The following is a 20,771-nucleotide window of genomic DNA, read 5'->3' on the forward strand; positions in this document are numbered from 1 at the left end:
CGGTCACGCTCCCGCGAGCGTGGCCGGGGCGGGCCCGTCGGGCCGGACGGTGATCCCGTACGCGGAGCCGCTGGGGACGGCGAGCAGCCGCGGGCTGTGCTCCAGCAGGAGTTCGACCAGGGCGGTGGTCTCCCGCACGGCGAACTGGGTGCCCAGGCAGGCGCGGGCGCCGAGCCCGAAGGGGTAGTAGGCGCCCAGGTGGGCGGGCTTGCGGCCGGGGGAGGTGAACCGGGCCGGGTCGAAGCGCTCCGGGTCGGGCCACAACTCCGCGTCCCGGTGGGTCAGATAGGGGCAGACCAGCAGGTCCGTACCGGCCTCGATCCGGTGGCCCGCCAGGGTGTCGGCCTCCGCCGCGTGCCGGGGCAGGATCCAGGCGGAGGGGTAGAGCCGCAGGGTCTCGCTGACCAGCGCCTGCACCGCCTCGCGCCGCCCGGCCGAGCCCTCGGGGCCGGCCGCCAGCGCCCAGGCGCGGGCCCCGGGGTTGCCGTCGAGCAACAGGAAGAGCCAGGTCAATGTGGTGGCGGTGGTCTCGTGCCCGGCGACCAGCAGGGTCACCAGCTCGTCGCGGATCAACCGGTCGGTGTACTCGGGGTGTTCGTCGGCGGCCTCGACCAGCACCCGGAGCAGGCCGTCGCCCGCCGGGTCGCGCCGGGCGGCGTCGATCGCGGCGTGCGCGACGGCGTCGATCCTGGCCAGGTCCTCGGCGACCGCGTCCCGGGCGTCGGCGCCGTCCGCGGGCAGCGTCGGCAGCGCGGCCACCACCCGGGCCACCGAAGCGAGTTCACGGTCGGTCCGGTCGTCCAGCGGGCGGCCGGTGAGGGCGCGCCAGATGGTGTCGAGGGCGAAGTGCCGCATCTCCTCGCCGAGGTCGAAGCGCTCGCCGGTGCGGGCGTACCCGGCCCAGCGGTCGGCGGCGCGGCGGGCGGCCTCGGCGATCCGCCGCTCGTAGCGGCGCATCCCCGGTCCGGTGAACTGGGACTGCAGCATCCGCCGTTGGCGCTTCCAGGCCTCTCCGGTGGCGGACAGGACGCCCTCGCCGGCGAGCATCCGGGCCCGGTGGGAGCGCTTGACGTAGCGGTCCGGGTGCCGCCCGAGCACGTGCTGCACCGCCTCCGGGTCGGTGACCAGCACGGTGGGGGCCGGTCCGAGCCGGAACGCCGCGACGCCGCCCAGCTCCCGGTGGGCGAGCGCGAGCAGCTCGACCAGCTCGGACCCCTCGGCCCGCCACCGGGCGACGGCCTCGGCCGGCAGTTCGGGAACGGGCCGGGCGGCCCCGTCGGCGGGCGGCGGGACGGGGACGGGGTGGGCTTCGGTGGCCACGGCGCTTCTCCTCTGCCGGCACGGTCGACTGCTGGGCGGGGCACGGGCCCCGGCCTGACTGTACGTCAGCGCACGGTCGCCGCGCGCCGCCCAGCCGCCGGGCGTACGTGCTGCGGGCCCCGGCCGCACCGCCGGGGCCCGCAACGACGGCGGGGTTCCGATCCGCCCGGACGGCAGTGCCGACCGGATCGGGTGCCGACCGGGGCCGCACCCCGTCGTGCGCCCGGTGACCCCCGCCGAACAGACGGCCGGGCCGCGGTTCGTCCCCCTCGACGAACCGCGGCCCGGCCCGGCCCGACGGCCTCCGGATCAGGTCAGATCTGCTGCCAGAGGGCCGGGACGATGTTGGGCTCCCAGCCGACCTGGGCGGTGTGGCCCTGGATGCAGCGGTAGCTGACACCGTTCCAGGTGACCACGTCACCCGCGCTGTAGGTGGTGCCCGGCGTCCAGGTGCCGCCCGGGTTGCCCGGGTCGGTGCCGACCACCAGCGAGTACGTGGTGCTGTGGGTGGCCGAGCCGGTACCGGTCACCGTGATGGTGTAGGTGCCGGCCTGGACGCCGGAGCCGACCGAGACGTTCAGCGTCGCGGAGGAGCCGGACTGCACCGAGGACGGGCTGACCGACACGGTGACCCCGCTGGGTGCGCCCGAGGCGGTGAGGTTCACCGTCTGGGCCGAGCCGGAGGTGGTGGCGGTGGAGACCGTGGCGCTGGTGCTCCCGCCCGGGAGGGCGTTGCCGGTGCTCGGGTTCACCGCGACCGAGAAGTCGTTGGTCGGGATGGGCCCGGTGCCGACCGAGGTCTTCCACAGGGTGTACGCGACGCCGTCGGCGCTGCGGTCCAGGGCGGTGGCGTTGATGTTGCTCGTGGTGTCGCACGCCTGGTGGTAGCAGGAGTCGTACGCCCGGTTGGCGGTGCCGCCCCACTTGGTCGCCTGGGCCGGGGTCTTGACGGCGCTGGCGCCGGCCGCGTAGCCGGAGGTGGGGATGCCGCCCTGCTGGAAGGAGTAGTCGTCGGAGCGGCCCTGGCCCTCGACGTTCTCCTCGGGCTGGATGCCCAGGGAGTCCCAGTAGGCCTTCATTGGGGCGGAGGTGGCGGAACCGATGTTGTTGATGAAGTAGCCGGCGTTGGGCGAGCCGACCATGTCGAAGTTGTAGTAGCCCTTGATGGCGCTGCGCTGGGTGGAGCCCAGCTGGTTGACGTAGTACTGCGAGCCCTGCAGGCCCTGCTCCTCACCCGTCCACCAGGCGAACCGGACGTGCCGGGTCAGGGTGGGGTTCTGCTGGGCGAGGGTCAGCGCGTTCTCCAGCAGGACGGCGGAGCCGGAGCCGTTGTCGTTGATGCCCGGGCCGGCGGCGACGCTGTCGAGGTGGGCGCCGAACATGGTCACCTGGTCGGCCGGGCCGCCCGGCCAGTCCGCGATCAGGTTGTTGGAGCTGTAGGTGCAGGAGGTGCAGGTCTGCTCGCTGACGGTGTAGCCGGCGGCCTGCAGCTTGCCCTTGATGTAGGCGAGCGACTGGCTGTGGCCGGCCGAGCCGGCCCGGCGGTTGCCGCCGTTCTGCGAGGCGATGGTGTTCAGCTGGGCGAGGTGCGCCTGGACGTTGGCGACGCTGACGTCGGGCACGCCGGGGTTGGGGTTCCCGTTGCCGACCGTCAGCGTGTACTGCGCGCTGTGGGTGGCGGAACCGGTGCCGGTCACCGTGAGCACGTAGGTGCCGGGGGTGGCCGAGGAGGAGGCCGAGACGTTCAGCGTCGCGGAGGAGCCGGCCTGCACGGAGGACGGGCTGACCGAGGCGGTGACGCCGGCCGGGGCGCCGGAGACGGCCAGGTTGACGGCCTGGGCGGTGCCCGAGGTGACCGCGGTGCTCACCGTGGCGGTGGTGGCGGCGCCGGGCTGCACGGAGCCGGCGGTCGGGTTGACCAGCAGCGAGTAGTCGTTGGTGCCGGACGGCGTGCAGGTGGGCTCACCGCTCTGGGCGGGGACGCTGATCGCGTCCCAGGCCGCCTTGGTGCGGGTGAACAGGCCGCAGCCGGGGTCGAGGCTCTTGGCCGCGGTCAGCGTGGTGACCCGGTACTTCTTGTAGGTCATGCCGCTGGTCTTGAGCAGCATGCCGCCGTAGAAGATCCTCCCGGCGTCCTTGATGCCGACGCCGGTCACCGAGGAGTTGTTGCAGGTCGGGCTGGTGGGCTTGCCGCCGCCCGGGTTGGAGCCCTCGGAGAGCAGGTAGAACCAGTGGTTCAGCGGGCCCGCCGCCGCGTGCACCTCGGTGCTCGGGATCGAGGAGGAGTAGCAGTTGGGGTTGTTGCCCACCAGCGAGGGGTTGTACATGTTGCGGATCGGCCCGCTGCCGACCAGGTTGATCATCTCGCCGACGGTGTAGTCCGGGTTGTCGTACGGGGACGGCTCGTTGGCGTACGCCTCGGTCAGCGCGCCGAAGATGTCGCCGGTGCCCTCGCCGAGGCCGTTCTCGTTGTTGGCGCCGCCCGGCGTGTACTGGTCGATGCCGTGGCCGAACTCGTGGCCGACCACGTCGATGGAGGCGATCCACTCGTTGGCGTTGTTGTGGCCGATCGAGACGGAGGAGCCGTCCCAGTAGGCGTTGACGTCGTTCAGGCCCACCTTGACCGGCCAGCTGCCGCCGTTGCCGTTGTGGCCGTTGCGGCCCAGCCAGTCGCGGAGCATGTCCCATTCCTTCTGCGCCGCGAACATCACGTCGGCGCAGCCGGTCTCCTTGCTGGTCGGGTTGCCGGTGCCCCAGGAGTCGCTGGACTTGGAGAACACCTGGCCGGAGCTGTAGTCCGCACAGCTCAGCCCGGACCGGCTCGGGTCGCGCAGCGAGTAGGTGCTGCCCGAGGCGGTGGTGTTGATGGTGACCGGTGCCGGGCCGTTCCACTTGCTGTTGGCGGTACCGGCCTTGACGTCGTCGTAGCTGTCGATCACCTCGCCGGTGCGGGCGTCGACGAAGACGTGCAGCCGGCTCGGGGCCGCGCCGGTCCGGCCGGTGAGCACGGTCTCCCAGGCGAGCCGCCCGGTGCCGTCCTGCACCTTGACCACCAGGCGGCGGGTGTCGACGCCGTCGACGGCGGCCAGCCGGGTGCGCGCGGTCTTCTCCGCCTGGGCGGCGCTGATCGCGGCCTTGGTCGGGCCGCCGACCGGACCGGTGGCGGCGGACTGGAGGCCGCGGACCTTGCCCTGGCCGTCGGCTATGACGACGGCGTCGCCGCCGACCACCGGCAGGCCCTGGTAGGTGCGCTCGTAGGCCACGGAGTAGAGGCCGCCGAGCCACGGGGTGACGGACTGGCGCTCGTAGGTCTCGCCCGGGCCCTTGGCCAGGGCGTCCAGGCCCGCCGCGGCCGCCTGGTCGGCGGCGGAGACGGCGGCGGCCAGGGCGCTCGGCGGCGCGCTGACGGCCGGGCCGGGCTGGGCGGCGGCCTGTCCGACCGCGGTGGCGGTCAGCATGCCGGCCAGGACGGTCAGGGTGGTTCCCGCCGTCAGTAATCTGCGTTTCATTCCGAGGCTCCTCGAACGTGGGGGTGCTCGACCGCGGACGACGTGCCTGTCTGGCGCTCACCGCGGGGCCGCATCGGGGGACGGCCGTTGCGGGCGTCCGCGCTCGGGTGCCGGAACACTCACATGCCGTCATGCCCCGGTCAACGGCTGCGGCATGGCTTCCGTGCAGTTGGCAAGTTCTGTCAAGCTGCGGGTTTTGTGAAGAGGTTGAGACCAAGAGGTTGAGACCACCTCATGTACGGAGCCCGCCCGGTCCAGTACCGTCCTGTCCATCGGAAGGACCGGAACCGACTCGGGAGGGCAGCCCCGTGCACCGGAGCCACACCGACGTACCGTCCGTCGGTCCGCCGCCGGCCGACCCGCTCTGGCGCGCCTTCGGCGCCCGGCTGCGGCACTGGCGCCGCCGGGCCGGCCTCACCCAGGCCCAGCTCGGCGCCGAGATCGGCTACGACCACACCGCCGTCAGCAAGCTCGAACACGGCGCCCGCCGGACCACCCCGCGGATCGCCGAGCGGCTGGACGGTCTGCTCGGCGCCGGCGGCGAACTGCGCACCGCCTGCCTGCGGGCCGAGGAGGGGGACGCGGGGGAGTGGGACCGGCCCGCCCCGGCCGCCCCGCCCGGCCCGCCCGCCCCGGCCGGCTGGGCCCGCCCGCCACTGCCCGGCGGCCCCGCCGCCCCGCCCTCGCCGCTGCCGCCGCTCGCAGCCGGCGGCCCGCCCCGCCGGCTCCCCGACTACGGGCTGCTCTGCCCGCTGCACGGCGCGGCCGGCTGCGCCGTCCCCGAGGCCGCCGAACTCGCCGCCCTGCACGCCGCGTTCTGCGCCGCCGACCCGGACGCCGCGCCGCCGCTGGACGCCGACACCGCGCACGCCCTCACCGGCCTGCTCGCCGCCCACCTGCGGGCCGGCGAGGCGCCCGCCGGGCCCGGCACAGCCGCCGTCGAGGAGACCCTGCGGGCGATCCTGCGCCGGCTCGGCGGCACCACCGACGCCCGGGCCCGCCAGGCGCTCGCCCGGCTCGCCGCCGAGTACGCGCACGCGGCCGGAGGGCTGCGGATGCAGCACGGCCGCAACGCCACCGCGATGGCCTGCTTCGACCGCGCGCTCACCTGGTCCGAACTGGCCGGCGACCCGGCCACCCAGGTCGCCGCGCTGAGCGACATGAGCACCCTCGCCCGGCTCGACGGCGACCCGGCCGCCGCGCTCGGCTACGCCCGCGAGATCGCCCGGGCCGCGCCCGGCCGGCACTGGGCCGGCGCGATGTCCCAGATCGGCCAGGCCCGGGCGCACGCCCTGGCGGGGGACGTCCGCGCGACGGTCCGGCACATCGGCCGCGCCCGGCTGCACCTCGACCACATCGGCGAGCACGACGAGACCGACGCGCCCTGGCTCTCCATCGCCTCGATGCGGCTGCGGGTCGAGTCGGCCGCCGCCGCCGCACTGCGCGACGCCTCCGCCGCCGTCGGGGACCACCGGCTGGCGCTGCGCGCCGTGGACGCCGCCGACACCGCGCTGCGGCTGCTGGCCCCGGACCAACTGCCCTCCACCCGGCTGCTGTTCACCATCCGGATGGCCGACTGCCACCTGTGTGCCCATGACCTGCGGACCGCCGTGGAGCTGCTCGCCCCGGTCCTGGACGAGGCGACCGCGCTGCCCGCCCTCGCCCGCCACGAACTGCGCGGGCTGCGCATCCGGCTGGGCGCCCACGGGCTGGCGGTATCTTGACGAAGGTGGGCGATCACGCCGCTCGTGGGCGCCGGCCCCGCCGGGCGAGGATCGGACCACCGCCGAACAGGGCGGGCCCCGGTGCGAGTGCGAGGAGCACCCCGATGACCGCCAGCGCCGTTCTCACCGTCCCCGCCGCCGACCCGGCCGTCGCCGCCGCGCACTTCCTCGGCCGGCTCTCCTTCGAGGCCGACGTCTCGGACGTGCACGCCGACCTGACCGCCGGCGTGCCCGGTGTGGTGGTGGTCGACTCCCGCGGCGAGGCGGCCTGGGCACAGGGCCGGATCCCCGGCGCGGTGCACATCCCCACCGCCCGGATCGCCGAACTCGCGCCGCTGCTGATCGACCCCTCGGCCACGGTCGTCACCTACTGCTGGGGTCCGGGCTGCAACGGCGCCACCCGGGCGGCCCTCGCCTTCGCCCGACTCGGCCATCCGGTCAAGGAGATGCTCGGCGGCTTCGAGTACTGGGCCCGCGAGGGCTTCGCCTACGACACCGACCACGGCAGCGAGCAGCGGCCGGTGGACGAGCTGACCGCCCCGCGCTCCGGGATCTCCTGCGCCTGCTGAGGCCGGTGCGCCCGCAGGCGGGTCGGAGTGGCGTTCCACGGGTCAATGTGGCGGCCGTGTTTCGCTCCTGTGACGTGCGGTTTTCGGAATGCCCCGAGGCCGCCGAATCCCCGGTCCGGCCGTTGAGAGATCGTCCCGGCGTTCCTAGAATCGGGCGGCGGAGAACGTCGGCCGCGGGCCCCGGCCGGCAGTCCCGTCACCGGGGTGCACTCCGCTGACGCGACGTCAGGTCACCGGTGCGGTCGAGGTCCGGGCGCCGGACCCCCGCCCCGACTTCCCTGCCGAGGAGACCGCATGGCCGCCGACCTGTCCCCGACCGACGCCGAGCAGATCCGCCAGCTGCTCGCCCGCTTCCCGCACGCCTTCGACAACGCCGACACCAGGGCGCTGGGTGAGGTCTTCACCGCCGACGGAGTGCTCGAACTCGCCCGCACCGGAGCGGTGTTCAGCGGACTGGAGAAGATCCGGGTGTTCAGCCGCGACCTCGGCAGCCGGTCCCCCGACCAGCACACCCTGGACAGCGTGCTCACCGTCGAGCCGGACGGCACCGTCCGGGGCCACAGCCGCTACCTGGCGATCCAGTTCGACGGGACGGTCCACAACGGGGACTGGTTCGACGTCTACGTCCGCACCGGGGACGGCTGGCGGATCGCCCACCGCCGCTCCGTCCCCCGCTACCCGCTGCGCGCCGGTGAGGCGTAGCGGGTAGCGGGGGACGGGCGAGCGGCGTCAGTGCGGGAGCTCGACCGAGAGGTGCGGACCCAGCGCCCGCAGGAAGTCCGCCGCGTCGAACATCGCGCCGGCCGAGGCGACCCCGGTGGTGCGGCTCCGGCCGGTCAGCAGGCGCTCGACGGCCTCCACCGCCAGCGGGGCGGTGATCGCGTAGATGTCCCGGCCGCGGGCGGTGGCCCGTCGCCCGACCCCGCCGGACTCGATCAGGACGTCGACGACGAAGCTCTGGTCCGACCGGCCCAGGTCGTCGACCGCCTCCGGGGCCGGGGTGTCCGGGCCGGCGAGGTCCCCCGCGGCCTCGACGGTCATGTAGGTGCGGACCTCCGGCACGGCCAGGTGGCTGGGTACCGTGACGACGTCGGCCATGGTGAACTCCCCGAGCACCGCGCGGGTACCCAGCGGCGCGGGGAAGGTCCACTGCTGCTCGGACGGCGCGTCGTCGTGGTACCGCAGCGCGCCGTCCGCGAACCTCACCCGGCGGCCCGCGCGGCGCTCGTGGGACACCCGGCCGGCCTCCCGGGTGCCCGGCGTGGGGTGCCAGCTGTCCAGCCCGTACGCGACGTGCACGAGGTCCGCCGAGGTCCACTCGCCCATCGCGGCGGTGACCAGCAGGTCGCCCAGGCCGCCGTAGAAGGCCATCGCCGGGACGACCGGGGTGCCGGCCTCCCGGGCGGCGTCCGCGTGGTCGGCGAAGGTCGCGGCGTTCGCCTCGATCTCCGCCGCGACGTCGACGTAGGGGATCCCCGCGCGGATCGCGGCCTCGACGACCGGGCCGCCGGTCACCGCGAACGGTCCGGCGCAGTTGACGACCGCCGCCGCCCCGGCGAGGGCGCGGTCCAGCGAGGCCGGGTCGTCCACGGTGGCCGGCCGGACCTGGGTGCCGGGCCACTCGGCCGCCAGCGCCTCCAACTGGGCCGCGTTGCGGCCGGAGAGGACGGGGGCGAAGCCACGCCGTCGCAACTCGGCCACCATGAAGCGACCGGTGTGCCCCGTCGCGCCGTAGACCACCACTGCAGCCGTCGTACCCATCGCTGTTCCCCGTTCTCGTTGTCCTGTCGACCCTCAGTCTGGTCGCCGGCGGGGCCCGGGTGTGATGGTCCGGAACGACAACACCCGTACACTTTCGGACATGCCCACTGTCGCGCTGCCGACCGCCGGAAACCTGCTGCACTTCGAGCTGGGGGTGGCCTACGAGATCTTCGGCAATCCTCCGCGCGAGGCCGTGGACGGTTGGTACGACGTGGTGCTCTGCGGGCCCGGGCCGGTACGGGTCGGCCCGTTCGTCGTCGAGCCGGACCACGGGCTGGACCGCCTGGTGGACGCCGACACGGTGATCGTGCCCGCCTGGGCCGACGTCGACGAGCCGCCGCCCCCGGAGCTGGTCGAGGCGGTGCGCGCCGCGCACCGGGCCGGCGCCCGGGTGGCCTCGCTCTGCACCGGCGCGTTCGTGCTCGGCGCGGCGGGCCTGCTGGACGGCCGGCGGGCCACCACCCACTGGGCCCACACCGCGGAGCTGAGCGCCCGCCACCCGCTGGCCGTGGTCGACCCGGACGTGCTCTACACGGACAACGGCAGCGTGCTCACCTCCGCGGGCAAGGCGGCGGCCGTGGACCTCTGCCTGCACCTGATCCACCTCGACCACGGTGCCGGGATCGCCAACTCGGTCGCCCGTCGCCTGGTCATGCCGCCGCACCGCACGGGCGGTCAGGCCCAGTTCGTGGCCACGCCGGTGCAGGCGACGGGCGACCACCCGCTGACCCAGGTGCTCGCCTGGGCGCAGCAGCGGCTGGACCGGCCGCTGACCGTGACCGACCTGGCGCGGCGGGCGAACACCAGCCCGCGCAACCTCGGCCGGCAGTTCCGGTCGGTGCTCGGGCAGACACCGCTCCAGTGGCTGCTGAACCAGCGGGTCCGCCGGGCCCAGGAGTTGCTGGAGGCCACTGACGAGAGCGTCGAGGCGGTGGCCGTCGCCACCGGGATGGGGACGGCCGCCACGCTGCGGCGCCAGTTCAAGCGGATCGTCGGCGTCCCGCCCAACAGCTACCGGGAGGCGTTCCGCAGTGCGAGGGCCGGCTGACCGGTCGGCGCCCGCCACCGGCCCGGGGGACGGCCGGGCTCACCGCCCCGGGGCCCGCGGACCCGCCGCGGCGGCGGCCAGTCCGCCCGGGGCCGGGGACTGGTCCGCCGCGCGGGTGACGGTGCAGCGCAGGCCGCGGAAGGTGGAGGAGCCCATCTCGGCGTTCTCGTCCTCGTTGGTGGTCAGCAGGTTGACGTTGGCCTCCCGCCAGCCGCCGTCGGCGCCGCGCTCCGGGTACCACCAGGCGGCGGGGGCCATCACCACCTCGGGGGCGATCCGGTCGGTGAGCAGGACGCGCAGCCGGATGCGGCCGGTGCGGGTGGCGAGTTCCGCCCACTCGCCGTCGGCCAGGCCCTCGCGGGCGGCGGCCTCGGGGTGCATCTCCAGCCGGGGCTCGGGCTCCTTGGAGCGCAGCGAGGGCAGGTCGCGGAACTCGGAGTTGAAGTAGAACGCCGAGTGCGCCGAGGTGAGCAGGTAGGGGCCGTCCTCCGGCCCGCCGACCGGCGGACCGGGGGTGGGCAGCGGCGGGTAGCCGAAGGCGCGCAGGGCGTCGCAGCGCAGCCCGACCTTGCCGCTGCGGGTGCCGAAGCCGCGGCTGCGGTACTTGTGGTACTCCAGCGGGGTCGCCCGGTAGTGGAGTTCGGCCAGCTGCCGCCAGTCCATGCCGATCGGCTCCAGCCGGGTGTCCAGGGAGTCCGCGGCGTCCGGCCAGAAGTCGGCGGACAGGCCCAGCCGGTGGGCCAGTTCGGTGAGGATCCACTCGTCGGAGCGGGTGTCGCCGACCTTGGCGAAGGCCCGGCGGGCCGCGACGTAGTGGGCGTGCTCGACGATCTGGTCCCGCTCCAGCCAGCCGCCGACCGGGAGGACGACGTCGGCCATGGCGGCGGTGGGGGTGAGCCGCAGGTCGGCGACGGCGAGGAAGTCCAGCCGCTCCAGGGCCCGCCGGACGCGGTCCGAGTCGGCGTAGTTGAGCAGCAGGTTGCTGCCGTGCACCAGCATGGTGGTCACCGGGTGCGGGGCGTCGGGTTCGAGCACGGCGTCCCAGACGGAGCCGGGGTGGGCCCAGCCGGACATCGCCAGGATGCGGTGCCGGTCGCCGCCGAGGCGCTTGGCGGCCTGCTCGGGCGCCAGCAGCTCGGCGCGCGGGAAGGACCGGCGGCCGTCGATGCCGGGCGGGTCCCACAGGACGTCGCCGCCGGGCCGGTCCAGGTTGCCGCAGATCGCCGAGAGCAGCAGGACCGCCCGGCAGGTGTGGAAGGAGTCGCGGTGCTGCTGGGGCCCGGTGCCGAGTTCGATCGCGGCGCTCGGCGCGGCCGCGTAGGCGAGGGCGGCCGATCTGATCAGGTCGGCCGGCACGCCGGTCCGCTCGGCGACCGACTCCGGCGTCCAGTCGGCGACGTGGGCGGCGAGGTCCTCGAAGCCGACGGTGTACTTCTCGACGAAGGCGTGGTCGTAGGCGTCCGCCTCGATCACGGTGTGGATCATCGCCAGCGCCAGCGCCGCGTCCCCGCCCGGGCGGACCTGCAGGAACTGCTCGGCGCGGGCGGCCAGTGAGGTCCGCCGGGGGTCGATCACGATCATCCGGGAGCCGTCCCGGACGGAGGCGAGCAGCCGGGTGCCGATCACCCCGTCGCCGTGGGTGAGCGCCTTGTTGGAGCCCCAGACCAGGACCAGGTCGGGCCGGCCCTCGTAGTCGCAGAAGGTGAAGCCGCCCGCGGTGAGGATGCCGGCCATCACCCTCGGGTAGAAGCAGACGTGCGCCGGGCCGAGCACATTGGGCGTGCCGAAGCTGTTGGCGAACCGGAAGAGCCACTCCTGGTAGTTGCGGTCGGTGCCCTGGGCCAGCACCACCGCCTCCGGGCCGTGCTCGATCCGGGCCCGGTCGAGCGCGACGGCCGTCCGCTCCAGCGCCTCGTCCCAGCCGATCGGCCGGAACTCGCCGCTGCCGCGCGGCCCGGTGCGCAGCAGCGGCGTGGTCAGCCGGTCGGGGTGGTTGAGGTGCTCCAGCGAGGCGCGGCCCTTGGCGCAGAGGAACCCGTGGTTGTTGGGGTTCTCCGGGTCGCCCTCGATGGCGGTCAGCCGCCCCTGGTCGACGGTCACGATGGCGCCGCAGCCGCCGTGGCACATCCGGCAGATCGTCCGGTGCCGGCCGTCCTCGGCGAGCACCTGGACGACCGGGAGCGGCCGGCGGTGCGGGTCGGCGGGACTGTGCGTGGTCATGCGGGCCTCCGGGCGGTGGGCGGTGGCGGCCGGGCGCGGCGCGGGCGGTCAGCCGCGCGGTCGGCGCCCGCCGAGTTCGGCGTGCTCCTGCAGGAGGCTCCGGCAGGTGTCGTCGTCGATCGGCCGGATCGCCTCGCGCAGGGTGAGCCCGGAGACCCGGGGCAGGCGGGCGCGCAGCCAGTCGGCGACCTCCTCGGGGTGGTGCTTGGCGCCCTCGCGCAGGGCCCAGCCCAGCGCCTTGCGCACGAAGAACCGGGAGTCGGTCAGCAGCGGGTCGGCGAGTTCGCCGAAGGCGGCGAAGTAGTGCGGGAACTCGCCCCGGTCGCGCAGGGCCAGCAGGTAGGACAGGATGCCGCCGCGCCGTACCCACTGGTGGTCGTCCCGGCTCCAGCGCAGGAAGTCCTCGGCGGTCTCCGGCAGCCGCAGCAGCAGGGCGCCGGCGCCCTTGGGGGCGATCAGGTCGACGTGCGCCCAGGTCTCGCACTCGCGCAGCAGCTGTTCCAGGTAGCCGGTGTCCTCGCGGACCAGCAGGTCGGAGCGGCTCTCCAGGAGCAGCGCGGCGCAGGAGCGCGATTCGTGGACGGGCGGGGCCCAGAGCTCCTCGGTGAGCTCCAGCAGGGTGTCCCGGTCGAGCCCGGGGTGGCGGCGGACGAAGTTGCGCACCACGGTGCGCATGGCGGGCAGCGGTACGCCGATGTGCTCCAGCCGGCTCTTCAGGTAGGCCTTCTCGCCGTCGGCCCGGCCGGGCACGGCGCTGTCCTCCAGCTCGGACCTGAGCCGGTCGGCGAGGACGGGGGCGGGCGGGGTGTCGAAGGTCTGGGGGGTCTTGCGGGTCACCGAGGAAGCTCCGGTCGGACGGGGCCGGACGGGCCGGGGGCGGCGCCCCGGCCCGTCCGAACGCTGATGGTTCTCTGAGGTGTTGACGTTACGTCAGTCGGCGTCGTGGTACGGGTAGCGGAGCTCGCCGGCCCACAGGTACTCGGAGGCGGGGCGGCCGCTGCGGCCCTCGGTGTAGCGGAACACGTCCTGCCAGATCGCGCTGACCTTGTCGTTGCGGTACGCGATGCTGGGGCCCTGCTGGTCGTACCAGCGGACGATCTCCAGGAAGAACGGGCCGGTGGCGTCCTCGCCGAAGTAGACGACGGCGCGGTCGCCGCTGGTCAGCTTCTCGTCGCGCAGGGTCGGCCAGTCACGGGCCATCAGCTCGTGGAACTCGGCGACCTTGTCCGGGCGGACGAGGTAGTGGGCGAGCCCGGTGTAGGCGTCCTCCTCGGGGAGGTCGGGCTCGTCCTGGAAGTAGCCCATCCGGTGCACGATCGGGTAGTCGACCGGCGGCCGGCCCTCGCGGGCCTCGGTGATCGCCGCCATCTCCTGCCAGATCGCGTTGACGTCCGGGGTGTTGAAGGCGCGGCTGACCGCGTTCTCGTCGACCCAGGTGACGATCTCGAAGAAGACCGGACCGTGCTCGCTCTCGCTGTGGTAGACGGTGGCGGGCTCGTCGGTGACCAGGCCGTGCGCCTTCAGGGTGGGCCAGTGCCGGGCGATGATGTCACGGGCCTGCTCGGCGCAGCCGGGCTTGACCATGTACGTCGCCATCATGTGCGTGGACAGCACCACGGGGGACTGGGACATCGGATGACTCCTCGGTTCTGTTCGTTCCGCCGGCGCGGACCGGTCGGATGCGGTTCGGGTCGGTAGGTGGTGGGTGGACGGGGGGACGGGGGACGTCGGTCGGTGGCGCGGAGCCACCGGTCCGGTGGCCTCAGGCCTTCTCGGCCGCCGCCGGGGCGCTGCCCGTGGCCCTGGCGGCGGGCGGTCGTGGAGCTCCGAAGGCCGGTGCCGGGACGTCCCGGATGAGGAGCAGGGCGGCCACCCAGCCGACGGCCAGCAGGCCCACCGGCAGGAGCAGTCCGCTGTGCATGGCGCTGGTGAAGGCCTCGGCGAAGGCGCCCTGGACCTTGGCCGCCTGCGCCGGGTCGGCCCCGGCCAGGGCGGGCGGCGGACCGCCGCTGCCGATCTTCAGGGCGCCGTCGGTGAGCGGGGCGAACGCCCGCTTGAAGCCCTCCCGGGCCTCCGGCGGCAGTGCGAGCGCCTGCTCGTTCACCCAGCCGCGCAGGCCGCTGGAGAGCCGCAGCGACAGGATCGCGCCGATCGCCGCGCTGGCCAGCAGGCCGCCGATCTCCTGGGCGGTGTTGACCAGTCCGGAGGCCACCCCGGCCTGCGGCGGCGGGACCTGGCGCATGCCGACGCTGAACAGCGGCGAGAACACCAGGCCCATGCCGAGGCCGGCCAGCACGAACGGGCCGATCAGCTGGAGTGTGCTGGTGTCCGTCCCGGTGACCAGGACGAACGAGCCCAGCCCGGCGGTGAAGCAGGCCAGCCCGGTCAGGATGACGGCCTTGCCCGAGCCGCGGTCGGAGAGCTTGCCGCCGACCCCGGCGACCAGCGCCGAGGTGAGCGGCATCGCGGCGATGGTGAAGCCGGCCCGCAGCGGGGACATCCCGAGCACGGTCTGGAGGTAGAGCGAGATCGGCAGGAAGGCGCCGAGCATCGAGAAGCCCATGATCGCCGCGATGATGTTGGCGGAGGCGAAGTTGCGCAGTCGCAGCAGGTCGAAGGGGAGCAGCGGGCCGGACCGCTGGTGCCTGCGCTGGTCCAGGACGAAGTACGTCAGGACCATGAGCCCCGCCGCGATCGCCGCCCAGGCGGTGGCGTTCCACTCCAGGCGTTCGCCCTCGATCAGGCCGAAGGCCAGCGCGGTGAGGCCGAGGACGAGCAGGGCGGTGGGCAGCACGGCGAGCGGCTGGCGTTTGCCCGGCCGGTAGTCGTGGACGTGCCGCAGCACCAGGTAGGCGGTGGCGATGCCGATCGGCAGGTTGAGGTAGAAGATCCACCGCCAGTCCAGGTAGCTGACGATGACCCCGCCCAGGGTCGGCCCGGTGAGCACCGCGAGCCCGGAGAGCGCGCCGGTGAACCCGAACGCCGCGCCCCACTTGGAGGGCGGGAAGACCATGGTGACGATCGGCAGGATCTGCGGGGCGAGCATGGCCCCGCCGATGCCCTGGACGGCCCGGGCCGCGATCAGCACGCCCGCGTTGGGGGCGACCCCGCACACGCAGGAGGCGACCACGAACACCGCCAGGCCGTACAGGTAGACCCGGCGGGGGCCGAACAGGTCGCCGAGCCGGCCGGCGACGATGAGGAGGGTGGCGTAGCCGAGGATGTAGGCGCTGAACACCCACAGGCCCTCGTCCAGCGAGGCGTGTACTCCGGTCATCACATGGGGCAGCGCGATATTGACGATCGTCATATCGAGCAGCGTCATGAAGAAGCCCATACTGAGCACGCCGAGGATGAGCCAGGGACTTTTGTCCCGGCTTTGCGGGGTGGTCATAGGTGGCTCATTTCTTGGAGCGCCGGAAGCCGTCGGACGAAGCGGGCATCGGGCTCCGGAAACGGGGAAGCGCGGAATGTCCGCCGGTCTCGGTCAGGCCGGCGCGAAACGGATCGCGAGGGGTGGTCGCGGCGGTGCGCCGAGAGGTGGCGGGCGCGCCGGCGGGCGGCGGGGGCCGCCCCGGAGTCAGTCGGCGCGGCGCAGGACCACCGCGTTGGCGTCCAGCTGGAGGACGTCGGTGTGGAGCTGGAAGGGCATCAACGGGCCGGTGCTGAAACGGTCCGAGGGGAAGTGCCGGGCGAGCGAGGCGGCGTCCACCGGCTTGAAGGGGAACATCTCCTGCCGGCTCCCGCGCAGGTAGAGCAGGCCGCCGGGGGCCAGCAGCCGGGCCACCTCGGCCGCGTAGCGGTCGCGGTCGTCCGGGCCGAGGTGGTGGAAGCAGCCGCGGTCGACCAGCAGGTCGAACTCCTCGTCCGGCAGGTCGAGTCCGCGGACGTCGCCGACCGACAGCTCGATCTCCAGGCCCAGTTCGGCGGCGCGCGCGACGGCCATGCCGACGGCCTCGCCGCTGATGTCGACCCCGGTCGCGCGGTACCCGGCCCGGGCCAGCGCGACGGTGTCCCAGCCGGTGCCGCAGCCGAGGTCCAGGGCCCGGGCGCCGGGCGCGGGCGGGGTGGCGGCGAGGAAGCCGACCAGGTCGGGGGAGGGGGCGCTGAGCTCCCAGTACTGGTGGTGATCACCGGCCTTGTAGGCCCGGTCCCAGTTCATCGTGGTCGTCGTGGTCATGGTCGTTGACCCCTTCCGGAGGCGCGCCGGACCGCACCGTACGGCCGGCGGGGCACGCCGGTGGCGGGCGTGCGCGGGGGGAGGTGGCTGCCGCCCACGGCAGCGGCCGAGGAGGCCGCGGTGGCGTACCAGCCGATCACCTCGGGGTGCCCGGGCGTGAGCACGGGCGAGCCCCGGTAGACCTCGTAGCGCGGCCAGTTGGCCCGCAGCGGGAGGTCGGCGGCGGGTGTGACGTGCCGGTGGCGGACGGGCGGTTCGGCCTGGGCCGAACCGCCCCGCCAGAGCATCAGCCGTTCGCTCAGGACGGGCAGCACGCGGATGCCCAGGCTGTCCCTGCGGGGATCGAGCAGGGACAGCCCGGCGACCCGGTCCCGGGGCACCGACAGGCAGGCGTCGAAACGCCGCCGGTCGGGCGCCGTGGACTCCGGATCGTCGTACAGGACTTCGATACCGACGGTGCGGTCGTCGGAAATCCCGCGATTGAACAGAAAGGCGGTGAGGCGAAGCCAGGTCGCCTCCCGCGGAGTTCCGTTGGACGGATGGCGGAGACTGATCACGAGAAGTGGTCTCGGGTGCACCGGGAACCATTCTCCGGCCCCCTGGAAATGCGCACCCAATGTGTGCGTCTTATTCACAGGGGTGACGCTACCAACGGGTCAGCTCCCGCGTTTGACTGTCCTGGACACGTTCGGAACTTCTTCCGGGACGGCCGGTCCCGGCCGGACCGACCCGACGACGGCCGGACCGCCCGCCCCGGGCCGCAGCAGCGCCGCCGCCCGGGCCACGCTGCGGGCCAGCTCGTCCACCCGCGCCCCGAGCTCGGGATCGGCCGGCTCGCCGCCCGGCAGCGCGCCGCGGGCCTGCGGGACGGCGACCTGCTCGGGCACCATCCAGGCCCGGTACCAGCGGGCCACCAGGCGCAGGTGGTTGAGCGCGTTGGAGTTGTTGCGCCCGCCGAGCGCGCAGATCGCCCCGAAGACCTTCCCCTCGACGTGCTCGAAGTCCAGCAGGTCCAGGGCGTTCTTCAGGGCCCCGCCGATGGTCCCGTGGTACTCCGGCCCGGCCAGGATGACGCCGTCTGCGGAGCGGAACTCCTCGCGCAGCAGCTTGACGTCCGGGCGGCTCGGCCACGGGTCCTGCTTGTCGCCGTTGCAGAACGGCAGGTCCAGCTCGCGCAGGTCCAGCAGGGAGGTCCGGCAGCCGTCGGCGTCCAGGACGGCGAGGGCGCGGCGCAGCAGCAACTGGCTGGTCGAGCCGGGGCGCAGCGAGCCGCCGAGGCCGAGGATCCTCGGCCCCGGCGGACGGGGGCTCACTCGTCCTCGCAGATGGCGTCGGCCGGGCAGCAGTCCATCGCCTCGTACACCAGCTCCTCCTCGTCCTCGTCGGCCGGCTGGCGGGCGACGAAGGTGTAGCCGGCCTTGTCGTTGCGGACGAAGGAGTCCGGGGCGATGCAGCGGCAGGTGTCGCAGTCGGTGCACTCCGCGTTGACGTAGAACCGCCCGGGCACGTTCTCCGGCAGCCGGGCCGGTACCGGGAACCCACTCATGCGCCCGCCTCGCTTCGCTCGGTGGCCGCTTCGCGGAACGCGCGGCACTGGATGATGACCTCGCTCCGCTCGCTCATGCGCCCGCCTCGCTTCGCTCGGTGGCCGCTTCGCGGAACGCGCGGCACTGGATGATGACCTCGCTCCGCTCGCTCATGCCATGCTCCGTCCGGCGTGCACCAGCTCCAGCACCCGGTCGGTGTCGGTGCGCAGCAGGTGTCCGTAGGTGTGGCCGAGTTCGTCCTCGGGGGCGTAGGCCAGCACCTCGACGCTGTCGAAGCCGGCCAGGTAGTCCAGCACCCGGCGGACGTGGTCCGGGGTGTCGACGCTGAGTCCGAGGTGGGACATCAGCGCCCGCTTGCGCTCCGGCGGCTCGTCGGCCCAGGCCCCGTAGGCGCGGCAGGTGAAGAACTCGACCTCGGTGCCGCGTTCGGTGCTCAGGTTGATCCAGTGCCCGGGGGTGCCGTGCACCCGCGGCGCGATGTGCGAGGGGCCGGCGGACACCCGGCCGATTCCCGGGTGGGACCGGACGGTCTCCAGCCAGGCCTCGTACTCCTCCTCGGTGCGGTAGTCGCCCAGGTAGACGGCGACGTGGTGCAGGCCGGTCAGCCGCAGGGTGCGCGGGTCCAGCGGCTGGCCGAAGAAGGCGAGCAGTGCGTCGGCGGTGCTGGTGGCGGCCGCCCGGTCGGCCCAGTCGAGGACCTCCTTCAGGGCGGGCTCGCGGTCGGCACCGGTGGGCAGGTGGTCGGCGGCGGGGTACAGCAGGCTGGGTGCCATGGCGAATCAGCTCCGTCGGGCGGTGAGGTAGTCCGTGATGAGGGTCTCCAGGTCCTGGTGGCCGGCGTACGGCTTCAGCAGGTCCTGGTACAGCTCGGGCCGACGGCCGTGCAGGCAGAAGTAGAGGCTCTTGCGGAAGGACAGGTCGACCTCCCGCAGTTCGCGCAACCGGTCCAGGTCGAGTTCGGCGATCAGCACGCCCTCCTCCTCGTCCAGCGAGCCGACCAGGTGCTCGGGCGAGGCGACGGTGCTGTGGCCGGCCACCGAGATGGTGACGGTCCGTCCGGCGCGCTCGCCGGTCACCTCGCCGACCGCGCTGGCCAGCAGGGTGTAGCAGACGTTGAAGGAGGAGTTGGCCTGGATGCACGGCCGGGTGATCTGGATGTTGCCGCGCAGCGCCGCCCCCGGCACCGCGATGATCTCGGCGCCGCGCATCGCCAGCGTCCGCGGCACCTCGGGGATCCAGAAGTCGGAGCAGACGCAGATCCCCAGGCGGCCGAACGGCGTGTCCACGATGACCAGTTCGTCGCTGGGCGAGACGGTGACCATCTCGGCGGCGAACCGGTGGGTCTTGCGGGCCTTGGCGGCGATCCGGCCCTGGTCGTCCAGCAGGACGGAGGTGTTGTAGTACCGGTCGCCCTCCCGCTCCACGACGGTGCCGCAGAGCAGGTAGCAGCCCTTGGCGCGGGCCACCTCGGCGAGCTGGTCGAAGAGCGGGCCCGGTACCGGCTGGTCGATCACGCCCTTGAGGTGGGCGCGGCCGGGGAAGTAGAACGGCGGGCCGAGGAAGAACTCCGGGAGGATGATCAGTTCGACGTCCTGGACGGTGTCCAGCAGGGCGAGGGTCCGGGCCAGGTTGACTTCCGGGTCCGGGTCCCAGAAGGACTGGATCAGCGCGACCCGGGGCCGGCTGGTGGCGAGCGAGCGTTCGACGGTCATCTGGTCAGGCTCCATCCGAGGCGAACGAGGTGTCCGGGGCCGCCGAGGTGTCCGGGGCCGCCGGGGCGTCGGGGGCTTCCGGGGTCGGGGCGTCCGGGGTGTCCGAAGCGGCATGCGGTGCGGTGTGCGGGGCGAGGGCCGCGGCGGCCCAGTCGGGCAGCGGCCCGTCCGGGTGGGTGGCGGCGGTCAGTGCCAGGCCGAGCGGCGAGCGGCGGAAGTCGGCGGCGAACGGCGCCGCCTCGCGCATCCGGCGCAGCTCGTGCAGGTCCAGGTCGGCGGTCAGCAGCACCTCCTCGCGGTCGGCCTCGGCGAGCACCGGCTGCTGCTTGCGGAAGTCCCGCGAGTAGGCGCCGATCGCCAGCGGGCTGCGCAGGATCGCGCTGCGGCCCATGTAAGTGAGCCCGGCGAGGGTGTTCTCGCCGGTCGCGCTGGCGAACAGCACGTAGGCGCAGTTCTCGGCGGCCCGGGCGAGCAGCATCTGCCGCACCGGCTCGGCGAACGGCCGCAGCAGGACGGAGGGGGCCACGATGATCTCCGCCGAGTCGGCGAACAGGCCGCGCAGCACCTCCGGGAACTGTACGTCGTAGCCGAGCGCGAAGCCGATCCGGCCGAGCGGGGTCGGGAAGACGCGGGCGCCGGTGCGGCCCGTGATGAAGTGCGCCTCCAGGTCGTAGACCATGGTGCGCCGCGCGGTGCCGACGAGCTCCCCGGTGTCGTCCAGCAGGACGGCGGTGCTGTGCACGTCGTCTCCGGCGCGCTCCAGCACGCCGGCGGCGATCCAGACGCCGAGTTCGCGGGCCAGGCCGGCCAGCCACTCGGTGAGCGGCCCGGGCACCGGTTCGGCGATCTCGTGGCTCTTGGGCAGGTTGAGCGCGGTGGCGAACACCTCGGGCAGGACGACGAGCCGGCAGTCGTCGTCGGCCGCGGCGCGCACCAGCTTCTCGGCCCGCGCCAGGTTCTCCGCACGGCGGTTGGTGGCGACGGACAACTGGACGACGCCGACCCGGTACCGGCGAAGATCGGCGGTGGGCATGGTCGTGCTCCTTCCGGGGACGGGCGGTGGCGCGGGCGGGGTGGTCCGGGGGTGGGGGGGGGGGGGGGGGGGGGGGGGGGGGGGGGGGGGGGGGGGGGGGGGGGGGGGGGGGGGGGGGGGGGGGGGGGGGGGGGGGGGGGGTGGGGGG

The 20,771-nt window shown here is 74.1% G+C and carries 18 protein-coding genes; 4 read left to right on the forward strand and 14 right to left on the reverse strand.

Annotated elements, in window-relative coordinates:
- Positions 1-3 precede the first annotated feature (3 nt).
- Both ACZ4UX_RS22930 and ACZ4UX_RS22935 read right to left on the reverse strand, forming a co-directional pair.
- Positions 4-1,320, reverse strand: coding sequence for a cytochrome P450 (locus ACZ4UX_RS22930; RefSeq protein WP_465708001.1), 1,317 nt, complete (start codon positions 1,318-1,320; stop codon positions 4-6).
- 314 nt (positions 1,321-1,634) lie between these two features.
- On the reverse strand, positions 1,635-4,829 hold the full coding sequence (locus ACZ4UX_RS22935) for a M28 family peptidase (protein WP_465708002.1): 3,195 nt from the start codon (positions 4,827-4,829) through the stop codon (positions 1,635-1,637).
- A gap of 308 nt (positions 4,830-5,137) precedes the next feature.
- On the opposite strand from ACZ4UX_RS22935, the gene ACZ4UX_RS22940 reads away from it, so the two are divergent.
- From ACZ4UX_RS22940 to ACZ4UX_RS22950, 3 genes are all read left to right on the forward strand, one after another.
- On the forward strand, positions 5,138-6,553 hold the full coding sequence (locus tag ACZ4UX_RS22940) for a helix-turn-helix domain-containing protein (RefSeq protein WP_465708003.1): 1,416 nt from the start codon (positions 5,138-5,140) through the stop codon (positions 6,551-6,553).
- A 104-nt stretch (positions 6,554-6,657) separates the two neighbouring features.
- Positions 6,658-7,122, forward strand: coding sequence for a rhodanese-like domain-containing protein (locus ACZ4UX_RS22945; RefSeq protein ID WP_465708004.1), 465 nt, complete (start codon positions 6,658-6,660; stop codon positions 7,120-7,122).
- Positions 7,123-7,416: 294 nt separating this feature from the next.
- Positions 7,417-7,824: a nuclear transport factor 2 family protein gene (locus ACZ4UX_RS22950; RefSeq protein ID WP_359803939.1), complete on the forward strand. Its 408-nt coding sequence runs from the start codon at positions 7,417-7,419 to the stop codon at positions 7,822-7,824.
- A 27-nt stretch (positions 7,825-7,851) separates the two neighbouring features.
- Here the strand turns inward: ACZ4UX_RS22950 and ACZ4UX_RS22955 are convergent, their stop codons facing one another.
- A complete protein-coding gene (locus ACZ4UX_RS22955; RefSeq protein ID WP_465708005.1) occupies positions 7,852-8,883 on the reverse strand; it encodes a saccharopine dehydrogenase family protein in 1,032 nt (343 codons plus the stop codon).
- Between the two features lie 100 nt (positions 8,884-8,983).
- Here ACZ4UX_RS22955 and ACZ4UX_RS22960 point away from each other — a divergent pair, with 100 nt between their 5' ends.
- Positions 8,984-9,931 carry a helix-turn-helix domain-containing protein gene (locus tag ACZ4UX_RS22960; RefSeq protein WP_465708006.1) on the forward strand — a complete coding sequence of 316 codons (948 nt, stop codon included), beginning with the start codon at positions 8,984-8,986 and terminating at the stop codon, positions 9,929-9,931.
- A gap of 39 nt (positions 9,932-9,970) precedes the next feature.
- On the opposite strand, the gene ACZ4UX_RS22965 is transcribed toward ACZ4UX_RS22960, so the two are convergent.
- The 11 genes from ACZ4UX_RS22965 to ACZ4UX_RS23015 form a co-directional block, all read right to left on the reverse strand.
- A complete protein-coding gene (locus ACZ4UX_RS22965) occupies positions 9,971-12,151 on the reverse strand; it encodes a molybdopterin-containing oxidoreductase family protein (RefSeq protein WP_465708007.1) in 2,181 nt (726 codons plus the stop codon).
- 48 nt (positions 12,152-12,199) lie between these two features.
- Positions 12,200-12,988, reverse strand: a complete 789-nt coding sequence (locus tag ACZ4UX_RS22970) for a DNA alkylation repair protein (RefSeq protein WP_465708008.1) — start codon at positions 12,986-12,988, stop codon at positions 12,200-12,202.
- Between the two features lie 93 nt (positions 12,989-13,081).
- Positions 13,082-13,783 (reverse strand): hypothetical protein, encoded by a 702-nt coding sequence (locus tag ACZ4UX_RS22975; protein ID WP_465708009.1) that lies wholly within the window; start codon positions 13,781-13,783, stop codon positions 13,082-13,084.
- A gap of 130 nt (positions 13,784-13,913) precedes the next feature.
- Positions 13,914-15,545: an MFS transporter gene (locus ACZ4UX_RS22980; protein WP_465708010.1), complete on the reverse strand. Its 1,632-nt coding sequence runs from the start codon at positions 15,543-15,545 to the stop codon at positions 13,914-13,916.
- Positions 15,546-15,731: 186 nt separating this feature from the next.
- The gene (locus tag ACZ4UX_RS22985) at positions 15,732-16,331 is read right to left on the reverse strand and encodes a class I SAM-dependent methyltransferase (RefSeq protein ID WP_329486360.1); all 600 of its coding nucleotides are present in this window, start codon (positions 16,329-16,331) and stop codon (positions 15,732-15,734) included.
- Positions 16,328-16,888, reverse strand: a complete 561-nt coding sequence (locus ACZ4UX_RS22990; RefSeq protein ID WP_465708011.1) for a hypothetical protein — start codon at positions 16,886-16,888, stop codon at positions 16,328-16,330. The genes ACZ4UX_RS22985 and ACZ4UX_RS22990 overlap by 4 nt, the downstream gene beginning before the upstream one ends.
- 99 nt (positions 16,889-16,987) lie before the next feature.
- Positions 16,988-17,644 carry an NADPH-dependent FMN reductase gene (locus ACZ4UX_RS22995; protein ID WP_465708012.1) on the reverse strand — a complete coding sequence of 219 codons (657 nt, stop codon included), beginning with the start codon at positions 17,642-17,644 and terminating at the stop codon, positions 16,988-16,990.
- Complete coding sequence (locus ACZ4UX_RS23000; protein WP_329486357.1) at positions 17,641-17,877, reverse strand: ferredoxin; 237 nt, start codon at positions 17,875-17,877, stop codon at positions 17,641-17,643. The genes ACZ4UX_RS22995 and ACZ4UX_RS23000 overlap by 4 nt, the downstream gene beginning before the upstream one ends.
- A 150-nt stretch (positions 17,878-18,027) precedes the next feature.
- Positions 18,028-18,651 (reverse strand): hypothetical protein, encoded by a 624-nt coding sequence (locus ACZ4UX_RS23005; RefSeq protein WP_465708013.1) that lies wholly within the window; start codon positions 18,649-18,651, stop codon positions 18,028-18,030.
- Positions 18,652-18,657: 6 nt separating this feature from the next.
- Positions 18,658-19,590: a carbon-nitrogen hydrolase family protein gene (locus ACZ4UX_RS23010; protein WP_329486354.1), complete on the reverse strand. Its 933-nt coding sequence runs from the start codon at positions 19,588-19,590 to the stop codon at positions 18,658-18,660.
- 4 nt (positions 19,591-19,594) lie between these two features.
- Positions 19,595-20,623, reverse strand: coding sequence for a carbon-nitrogen hydrolase family protein (locus ACZ4UX_RS23015; protein WP_465708014.1), 1,029 nt, complete (start codon positions 20,621-20,623; stop codon positions 19,595-19,597).
- Positions 20,624-20,771: the final 148 nt, after the last annotated feature.

Source organism: Kitasatospora sp. NPDC028961 (genome assembly GCF_055564815.1).